Source organism: Candidatus Rokuibacteriota bacterium (genome assembly GCA_016209385.1).
GTDB lineage: Bacteria > Methylomirabilota > Methylomirabilia > Rokubacteriales > CSP1-6 > JACQWB01.
The window spans coordinates 1-9,111 of the sequence record JACQWB010000043.1 but is presented as its reverse complement, the minus strand read 5'-3'; the positions used below and the strand labels follow the sequence as shown (position 1 = coordinate 9,111).

The following is a 9,111-nucleotide window of genomic DNA, read 5'->3' as shown; positions in this document are numbered from 1 at the left end:
TGCAGGATCTCGGTGGTCCCGATCCCGTCGAGCAGCTCCACCCTGAAGCGCTCGGTCCAGCGCTTGTAGAGCTCGGGCGGCAGCGCCTCCCCGGCGGAGATGCAGAGGCGGAGCGAGCTCGTATCGAACCGCTTCTCGGCCTCCTTCACCTGGAGCATGGCCGCGTAGAGCGTCGGGACGCCGAAGAAGAGGGTGGGCTTGTAGCGGTCGATCACCTCGAACATGGATTCGGGAGTCGGCCGCGGGGGGGAGAGCACCGCCTGGGCGCCCACGCGCATGGGGAAGTACATGTTGTTCCCCAGGCCGTAGGCGAAGAAGAGCTTGGCCGCCGAGAAGGTCCGGTCGTGCTCGCTCATGCCGAGCACCTGGAGCGCGTAGGTGTCGGCGCAGACCACCATGTCGTGCTGGAGGTGGACGGCTCCCTTCGGGAAACCCGTGGACCCCGAGGAGTAGAGCCAGAAGGCCGCGTCGTCCTTGGACGTGTCGGTCGCGTCGAGCCTGGTCGAGGCCTTGCCCACCCACTGGTCCCAGGCGATCTGCTTCCCCTCCGCCTTGCCGACGACCACCACGTGCTTGAGGAACTTGGCCTGGCCCAGGATGGGCCCCGCCTCGGCCAGGAGCGGCTGGGAGATGATCGCGACCCGCGCCCGGCTGTCGTCGAGGAAGTAGAGGTAGTCCTGGGCGCGCATCATGGTGTTCACCGGGATCGGGACCGCGCCGGTCTTGACGGCGCCGAAGAAGGCAGCGACGAACTCGGGACCATCCAGGAGGAGGAGCAGGACCCGGTGCTCCAGCTCGACCCCGAGGTCGCGGAGCGCGTTTCCGACCCGGTTCGCCAGCTCCTGGATCTGGCCGTAGGTGACGGCGCGGTCCTCGCAGAAGAAGGCGATCTTGCCGCCCCGGCCCTCGGCGACGTTCCGGTCCACGAAGAAGGTTGCGGCGTTGAACCGATCAGGGATCTCGATCACGGGCGTGGTCATGACACTGCTCCTCCTCCTGACGCCAGGCTCAACGGCGCCGGCGGGCGGCCCGGGCTCCTCGCGGTGCCGCTTTCGCCTTACGCCTCGGGGGCGCGGCGGGGATCGGCTTGAGCGCCATTGCCTCGATCTCGACGAGCAGCTCGGGCCGGACGAGGCGCGAGACGACGACGAGCGTGTTCGGCGGGTAGGTGCCGTCGGCGAAGTAGCGGGGAAAGACTTCCCGGCGGGCCTGCATGAAGCCGTCGATGTCTTCGGCCCGCGTGAGGAAGGTCTGGAACCGGACCGCGTCCCGCAGCGTGCAGCCCGCTGCAGCGAGGACGATCCGGACATTCTCAAGGGCCTGCCTGGTCTGCGAGACGACGTCCATCCCGGCGAGGCGTCCGGCCCCATCGATCCCGACCTGGCCCGCCACGACGACCAGCTCGCTGCCCCGCGCGGCGACCCCGTGGGAGTACATGCCCAGCGGCTGGCCCAGCTCCTTCGGCTTCAGCACCTTGATCGCCATCGAACCCTCCTTTCACTCGAAGGGGGGCGTCGCCCCCCTTCCAACGCCTCCCCCCACGGCCCCCGAGGGCCGACCTCCAAGCTGAATCAGGTCAGGCGGACGTATTCGAAGTCGATGGGCTGGCCGTTGATCCCGCGCGGCGGCGGCGCGATCCAGTTGGCGAACTTCCCGGGCTCGGTGACGGGCTGCATCAGGCCCTGCACGAAGACCTCGTCCTCCTCGGTCGGCAGCCACTCGCGCTTCTCGGCCTCCCACTCGGCCTCGCCGATGATCCGGCCGTCCGGCGACACCCTGACCCCGGCGAAGCAGCCAATGGCCCGGTGAAAGCCCCGGTGCGGCAGCGCCAGCTCGAAGTCGATGCCGTGGCGCTGGATGGTCTGGTTCCAGCGCGCGACGCCCCGGGCACAATCCGCGATGTAATCGTCGCGCAGCCGCTCGTTCAGCGCGGGCAGCGCCGGCAGCTGATGGGTCACGATCCGATCGCCCTCGAGCATCGTGACCTGGTAGGTCCCGTCCTTCAGCAGGTGGTCGTCATCCTTCTTGGTCTCGTCGAAGCGGCCCTTGACACCCATCGTGTAGAAGTTGGCGGCGTTGGTCGAGACCTCGGAGCCGAACAGGTCGAGCGACACCGAGTAGTGGAAGTTGAGGTACTTCTGGAGCGTCCGCAGGTCGATCCCCCCGAACCGGCGCACGTCGTCGGTCCGGTGCTCGCGCATCAACTCGCACGTCCGCTGGGCGATGCGCCCGATGCCGGTCTCGCCGACGAACATGTGGTGGGCCTCCTCGGTCAGCATGAAGCGGCACGTGCGCGACAGCGGGTCGAACCCGCTCTCGGCGAGCGCCGCGAGCTGGTACTTGCCGTCCCGGTCGGTGAAGTAGGTGAACATGTAGTAGGAGAGCCAGTCCGGCGTTTTCTCGTTGAACGCGCCGAGGATGCGCGGCTTGTCGCGATCGCCCGAGCGCCGCTGGAGGAGCGCCTCGGCCTCCTCCCGGCCGTCGCGACCGAAGTAGGCGTGGAGCAGGTAGACCATGGCCCAGAGGTGACGGCCCTCCTCCACGTTGACCTGAAAGAGGTTCCGCAGGTCGTAGAGCGACGGGCAGGTCCGCCCCAGGTGCCGCTGCTGCTCGACCGAGGCCGGCTCGGTGTCGCCCTGGGTCACGACCAGCCGGCGCAGCGTGCCCCGGTACTCGCCGGGCACCTCCTGCCAGGCGGGCTGGCCCTGGTGGTCGCCGAAGCTGATCGGCCGGCCGGGCTCCGGCTCGGCGAGGAAGATGCCCCAGCGATACTCCGGCATCTTCAGGTAGCCGAACTGCGCCCAGCCGTCCTTGTCCACGCTGACAGCGGTGCGGAGGTAGACCTGCTTCGCCTGGAAGCCGACCGGGCCCATCTCCGCCCACCACTCGAGGAACTTCGGTTGCCACTCCTCGAGGGCACGCAGGAGGCGCCGGTTTTCCTTCAGGTTGACGTTGTTCGGAATCCGCTCCAGATAGTCGACCGCGGCCATCACACTCTCCTCCAGTCGAAATCGCTGCGCCGGCCCGTGCCGTACACCGAGAGCGCCCCCTTGGGGCCGACGGCGTTGGGCCGCTGGAAGATCCAGTTCTGCCAGGCCGACAGGCGGCCGAAGATCTTGGTCTCGAGGGTCTCGGGCCCGCCAAAGCGCAGGGAGGCCTCCAGGCCCGTCAGCGCGTCCGGGGACAGGGCTGCGCGGCCCTCGATCGCCAGACGCACCTCGTCGTCCCAGTCGATGTCGTCGGGCGTGAACGTGACGAGGCCGGCCTCCGCTGCGGCCCCGGCGTCCAGGTCCGCCCCGATGAGCGTCTTGAGCTTCTCGACCTGCCCGGGCTCGCGGAGAAACCGGCTCGCCAGGCGGCTCAGTCCGTTGCCCATCGGGTAGGCGCCGAAGTTCAGCTCGCTCAGGCGCACCATGGCCGTCGGCCGCTCGTCCCCCTCGCGCGTCCCCGCCAGCATGTACGCGCGGTCCGCCGCGAGCCCCAGCTCGAGCAGCGTCCCGACGAAACACGAGCCCGGCTCGATCAGGGCGAAGAGCGACCGCGACGCCACGTCGAGGCGCTTGAAGGTCCGCTTGAGGAACAGGCGGATCTCGCGCACCAGCCAGTCGCCCTGGTGCTCCGCCAGGAACCGGTCATGGGCCTCGACGAGGTCGGGGCTCCCGGCGGTCCTGAACACCCAGAGCCCGATCTCCTCCTCGTCCGTCCGGAGGTGCAGGATCAGGTCGTCCAGCTCGCGCGCCAGCGCCAGCGGCCAGAAGCCGCAGCCGAGCTCGGGGATCCTCTCGCGGTCGGCAGGCGGCGGACCAGCGGGGCCCGCGACGGTGATCTCGGCGACCCGGCGCTCGCTGTCGATCTGGCAGGTGACGTGGCTGTAGGCGATGCGGTCGCCCTCGATCGTCCGCGCGAGGGGCGCGAGGGTGATGCCGCGGGTCGCCGCGGGCCGGTCGCTCCGGGCCGCGAACTCGGCCGCGCGCCGCTTCACCGTGTCCTCGAGCTTCGAGCGCGGCACCAGCTCGTCCACGAGCCCCCACTCCAGGGCGCGCTTGCCCTTGATCCCTTCCTCGAGGGTGCAGAAGAAGTCCGCGCGATCGCGCCGCACGTGACGCTTGTCCACGAGCCGGGTGAGCCCGCCGGTCCCCGGCAGCACGGCGAGGAGGGGCACCTCGGGGAGGGCCACCGAGGTGTTGCCGTCATCGGCCATGATGATGTAGCCGGTCGCGAGAGCGATCTCGTACCCGCCGCCGGCGCAGGGGCCGTTGATCGCCGAGAGGTAGAACTGCCCCGACTCCGCCGTCGCCTCCTCGATGGCGTTCCGCGTCTCGTTGGTGAACTTGCAGAAGTTCACCTTCCAGCCGTGGGAGGACTGGCCGAGCATGCGGATGTTAGCGCCGGCGCAGAAGATGCGCTCCTTCGCCGAGGCCACGATCACCGCGCCCACCTCCGGATGCTCGAAGCGCAGGCGCTGGACCGCATCGTAGAGCTCGATGTCGACGCCGAGATCGTAGGAGTTGAGCTTGAGATCGTAGCCGGGCCTGAGCCCCCCGTCCTCCTTCACGTCCATGGCAAGGGTGGCCAGCCGGCCGTCAATGCTCAGCTTCCAGTGCCGGTACTTGGAGGGTTCGGTCCGGAAATCTACTCGGGCCTCGCCTGTGTCACATTCGCTCGGGTCTCGCCTCGTCGCTGGCGCAGGCGATGAAGCTGCCTGCGCCGAAGCGTCTCGGCTCGAACTGCCACGCCCCGGGCTCGTCGGAAGCCCCTCGGCTCGAACTTCCACCCGGTCCAGCTCGCCACTAGCCATCGGCACGTCCACCCTTCGAGTCGCGCGTCATCATCCCAGAATGACCCACACGGCCTTCGCCTGTTTGGGGCCCAGGTTCTCCCAGTGGTGGGGAACGCCGCCGTCCAGGACCGCGCTGTCCCCCGCCCTGAGCAGGTGCCGGTCGCCGTTGTAGTGGAGCGCCACCCTCCCCTCTACGACGTAGAAGAGCTTCATCTGGCCGGGCGCGATGATGACCTTCCCGGTCTTCACGCCCTGCCCCTTCCGCGCGATCGTCGAGACCACGGCGCGGATCTTTCCCTGGAAGAGCCCGGCGCCGAGGACATCCCACTTCTCCGTCGTCCCTTCGAACGAGACCACCGGGTAGTCGCCCCGCCGGTTCACGTGAATCCGGCCGTCGGGCCTGGTCTCGAAGAGCGACGCGATGGGGACGCCGAGCGCCCCGGCCAGCTTGCCCAGGGTGTGCAGCGACGGGGTGAGCCGCCCCGACTCGATCTGCGAGACCATGCTCGGCGTGAGCCCGGACTTCTCCGCGAGCTGCCGCTGCTGGAGCGCGCGCTCCTGCCTGAGGGCCCTGATCCGTTCCCCGAGCGTCACTGCGGCACCCCCGAGAAGTCCGCCTTCCGCAGGGCAGCGTACTCCTTGTTCAGCTCCACCCCGAGGGCATCCGCCACGCGGGTGATGAAGTTGAAGAAGCCGATGATCCCGACCGCGTCCACGATCGCCTCGTCGCGCCAGCCGGCCTTCCTCAGCCCCTGGACATCGGCCTCGCGGCACTCCCACTGCTCCCGCGTCACCTTCCAGGCAAAGTCCAGGAGCGACCGCGTCCGCGCGTCGATCGGCGCCGTCCGGTGGCAGTTCGAGCCGAGGGCCGTCGGCCATGCCGCCAGGCAGGCCCGGCACGAGGCGAGGCCCCAATAGTCGCGCTTGATCGCATCGGCCAGCGCCGCATCCCCCGTCTCAGCGCGAAGCCACGCTGCGTGGGCCTCGATTCAGTAGTGGCAGCGGTTGGCCACCGAGACCACGGTGGCGATCATCTCCCGCTGGGCCCGCGTCAGCTCTGAGGGACCGAACATCAGCGTCGTGAACAGCCCCATCCACGCGCGGGTCAGCTCGGGCCGCAGCGTCGTGCTCTTGACGATGTTGGGAACCCAGCCACGCTGCTTGAGCATACCCTCGTACAGGGTTTTGACGTAGCCTTCGACCTCTGGCTCGTCCACGGTCCTGACCCACGCCATCGCTATACCTCCTCCTCATTGCGTCGGGAATCGGGCAGGCCAGCGAGCCGGCGGAGCGCACGCCTCACGAAGACGCGCGTCATCTTCTTCCGGTAGGGATGGGTGAAGTCGGTGTTGTCCAGTGGCTTGGAGGGCCGGGCGGCGGCCTCCGCCACCTTCTCGATCAGCTCGGGCGTGAGCCGCTGGCCGGCGAGCAGCGCTCCGGCATCAGCCGCCTCCCGCGGCTGGGAGGCCACCGCGCCCAGAACGATCCTGCCGACCCTGACGGTGCCGTCGTCCATCGCGAGGGCCACTGCCACGCCGAGGACGGGAAAGTCGAAGGAGCCGCGGCGGCGGAGCTTCAGGTAGGCCGAGCGGAGCCCGTCGGCAGGCGGCAGGAGGATCTCGGTCAGGACCTCGTCGGCAGCTTTGGCCAGGTAGGCGATCCCGTCGTCCCGGTAGAGCGCCTCGATCGAGATGACCCGCTCGCCCCGGGGCCCCACCAGGCGCGCCCGGGCTCCCAGGCTCCAGAGCACCGGCGCCGTGTCCGAGGAGGAGACCGCCCAGCAGCGGGAGCTCCCCGGCGCCACCAGGCAGATGTCCCCGTCCTTCTTCATGCAGAAGCCGATCGCTCGCCGCCACTGCTGGGACTGGTTGTAGTAGTTGCAGCGCGTGTCCACGCAGACGTTGCCGCCGAGCGTCCCCGCGTTGCGGATCTGCGGGGTCGAGACGAAGCCCGCCGCGGCGGCGAGGGCCGGAAAGTGCGCCTGCACCACCGGGTGCTCGGAAACCTCGGTGAGCGTGGTGCCGGCGCCGATGACGAGGCCCGCCTGGGCATCGCCGGCCATGCCGACCAGCTCGCGGATCCCCCGGAGCCCGACCAGGACCCTGGGCTCGAACTGCCGGCGCTTCATGTTGGGGTAGAGGTCGGTGCCGCCGGCCACCAGCATCGCCTCCGCCCCGTGGTCCGCCATCATGCGCGCCGCCTCGGCTACCGATCGCGGCACCAGGTACGTGAACGGCGGCAGGCGCATCATGGCGTTTTGTCCTCCAGGGTGCGGGTCGTGTCGTGGCGATCACCCCCGCCGTCCTCGCCACCCCGCCCGGTGTAGGGACCCGGGCTGCGGGCGGCGGGGGGCCCCATCGCCACGCCACCCGCACCCTGGTCTCCACGCCGGGGGACGGAGGGGTCGGCGGGCTGGCCGAAGGCCGAGGGGACCTTGATCGCCTCGGGGAAGGTAAAGAGCGGAAGCCGCTCGGGCCCGACGCGCGCAGGCTTGCCCTGCCGTCTGAACTCCAGGGCCTTGAGCACCTTCTCGGGCGTGACGGGGATCTCGTCGATCCGGATGCCGACCGCGTCATACAGGGCGTTGGCCACAGCCGGAATTACCGGGAGCAACGGCCCCTGGCCCGCTTCCTTGGCCCCGAACGGTCCCTCGGGATCGACGGTCTCGACGATGATCGTCTGGATCTCTGGCGTCTCCAGGGTCGTCGGGCTCTTGTACTCGAGCATGGAGGGGATCTTGTGGAGACCCTTCCGGAAAATCTGCTCCTCCATCAGCACCTCGCCCAGCCCCATGTAGACCGAGCCTTCTACCTGCCCTTCCACCAGGAGCGGGTTCAGGGCCCGACCCACGTCGTGGGCGATCCAGACCTGGTCCACCTTGATCTCGCCGGTCTCGGGATCCGCGCTCAGCTCCACCACGCAGGCCGAGTAGGAGTAGCACGGCGTGGGGCCCACCCCGGACCCCTTGAACTTGCCGGCGCGCTTCGGAGGTTTGTACGAGCCCGCGGCGGCGAGCGTGCCGAAGAGCGACTCGGCCAGGACCGCGGCTTCCGTGAAGCTGAAGCCCTTGTCGGGATCATCAGCGACGAAGACCCTGCCGCCGCGGCAGACCAGGCGATCGGGCGGCAGCCCGAACTTCCGCCCCACCGCCTCCAGCAGCATCGCGCGGAGCCGCTCGGCGGCCTCGATCACGGCATTCCCTGCCATGAGGGTCACCCGCGAGGAGTACGCGCCCAGGTCCACGGGCGTGAGGTCGGTGTCGGCGGTGGCGACCCGGACATCCCTGGGGTCGATGCCCAGGACCTCGGCGGTCAAGTACGCGAGGACCGAGTCGGACCCCTGGCCGATGTCGATGGCGCCGCAGAGCACCGCGACCCCGCCGCCCCGGTCGATCTTCACGATGGCGCCGGAGTGCGGCATGTCGTTCCAGTAGATGGCGAGCCCCGCGCCGGTGATGTAGCTCGAGCAGGCGAAGCCGACTCCCCTGCCGTAGGGAAGCTTCCGGTGCTTCTCGCGCCACCCCGAGGCCTCCAGGACGCGGTCGATGCACTCCCCGAGGCCGCAGGTCGTCACGGTCAGCTGGTTCGCCGTCTTCGTGTACTCGTCCACGACGATCCGGCGGCGCATCTCCGCCGGATCGAGGCCGAGCTGCTCGGCGATCTTGTCCAGGTGGCACTCGAGCGCGTAGCGGGGCTGGGGCGTGCCGTGCCCGCGCTTGGGGCCGCAGGGTGGCTTGTTCGTGAAGACGCGCATCCCCTCGAACTTGTAGACGGGCACCTTGTAGGTAACGGTCTGGAGCGCGCCCGTGTAGAAGGTCGAGGCCACGCCGTAGGAGCCGTACGCGCCGCCGTCCAGGTACGAGCGGAAGTGCATCCCCAGGATGTCGCCGGTCTTGCTCACCCCCGTCTTGACCCACATCAGGACCGGATGCCGGCCGCGGTGACAGTAGAAGACCTCCTCGCGCGTGAGCGTGCATTTGACAGGTCGGCCGGTAAGTTGCGCGAGCTTAGCGACGACGACCTCGTGGCTGAACAGGTCGAGCTTGCCGCCGAAGCCGCCGCCGACCGGGGTCGCGATGACCCGGATGTGCACCGCCGGCATCTGGAGGGCTCTGGCGAGCAGCCGGTGCACGTAGTGGGGGGTCTGGGTGGAGGACCAGAGCGTCAGCTTCCCATCCGGCGACCACTGGGCCACCGCCGCGAGCTGCTCCAACGGGAGGTGGGTGCTCCCCTCGAAGTAGAAGACGTCCTCGCGCACGAGGTCGGCCTGCCTGAAGGCCCCCTCCACGTCGCCGAACTCGAGCGAGACCGCCTTGTGGATGTTCGGCCCGT

General features: G+C 69.4%; 9 protein-coding genes. All 9 read right to left on the bottom strand.

Annotated elements, in window-relative coordinates:
* Positions 1-980 (bottom strand): AMP-binding protein (locus HY726_03100; protein ID MBI4607981.1); only part of this gene is annotated, 980 nt, incomplete at its 3' end.
* A 28-nt stretch (positions 981-1,008) separates the two neighbouring features.
* On the bottom strand, positions 1,009-1,485 hold the full coding sequence (locus HY726_03095; GenBank protein MBI4607980.1) for a RidA family protein: 477 nt from the start codon (positions 1,483-1,485) through the stop codon (positions 1,009-1,011).
* Between the two features lie 86 nt (positions 1,486-1,571).
* Positions 1,572-2,990, bottom strand: coding sequence for a benzoyl-CoA 2,3-epoxidase subunit BoxB (gene boxB / locus HY726_03090; GenBank protein ID MBI4607979.1), 1,419 nt, complete (start codon positions 2,988-2,990; stop codon positions 1,572-1,574).
* Positions 2,990-4,798, bottom strand: coding sequence for a benzoyl-CoA-dihydrodiol lyase (locus HY726_03085; GenBank protein MBI4607978.1), 1,809 nt, complete (start codon positions 4,796-4,798; stop codon positions 2,990-2,992). The genes boxB and HY726_03085 overlap by 1 nt, the downstream gene beginning before the upstream one ends.
* 30 nt (positions 4,799-4,828) lie before the next feature.
* Positions 4,829-5,374: a helix-turn-helix domain-containing protein gene (locus HY726_03080; GenBank protein ID MBI4607977.1), complete on the bottom strand. Its 546-nt coding sequence runs from the start codon at positions 5,372-5,374 to the stop codon at positions 4,829-4,831.
* Complete coding sequence (locus HY726_03075) at positions 5,371-5,574, bottom strand: hypothetical protein (GenBank protein ID MBI4607976.1); 204 nt, start codon at positions 5,572-5,574, stop codon at positions 5,371-5,373. The genes HY726_03080 and HY726_03075 overlap by 4 nt, the downstream gene beginning before the upstream one ends.
* Before the next feature lie 195 nt (positions 5,575-5,769).
* Positions 5,770-6,015 (bottom strand): carboxymuconolactone decarboxylase family protein, encoded by a 246-nt coding sequence (locus HY726_03070; protein MBI4607975.1) that lies wholly within the window; start codon positions 6,013-6,015, stop codon positions 5,770-5,772.
* 2 nt (positions 6,016-6,017) lie between these two features.
* Entirely contained in the window at positions 6,018-7,031 is a 1,014-nt protein-coding gene (locus HY726_03065) for an FAD binding domain-containing protein (GenBank protein MBI4607974.1), read from the bottom strand.
* The coding region (locus HY726_03060; protein ID MBI4607973.1) for a molybdopterin-dependent oxidoreductase at positions 7,028-9,111 on the bottom strand (2,084 nt) is incomplete at its 5' end. The genes HY726_03060 and HY726_03065, both read right to left, overlap by 4 nt.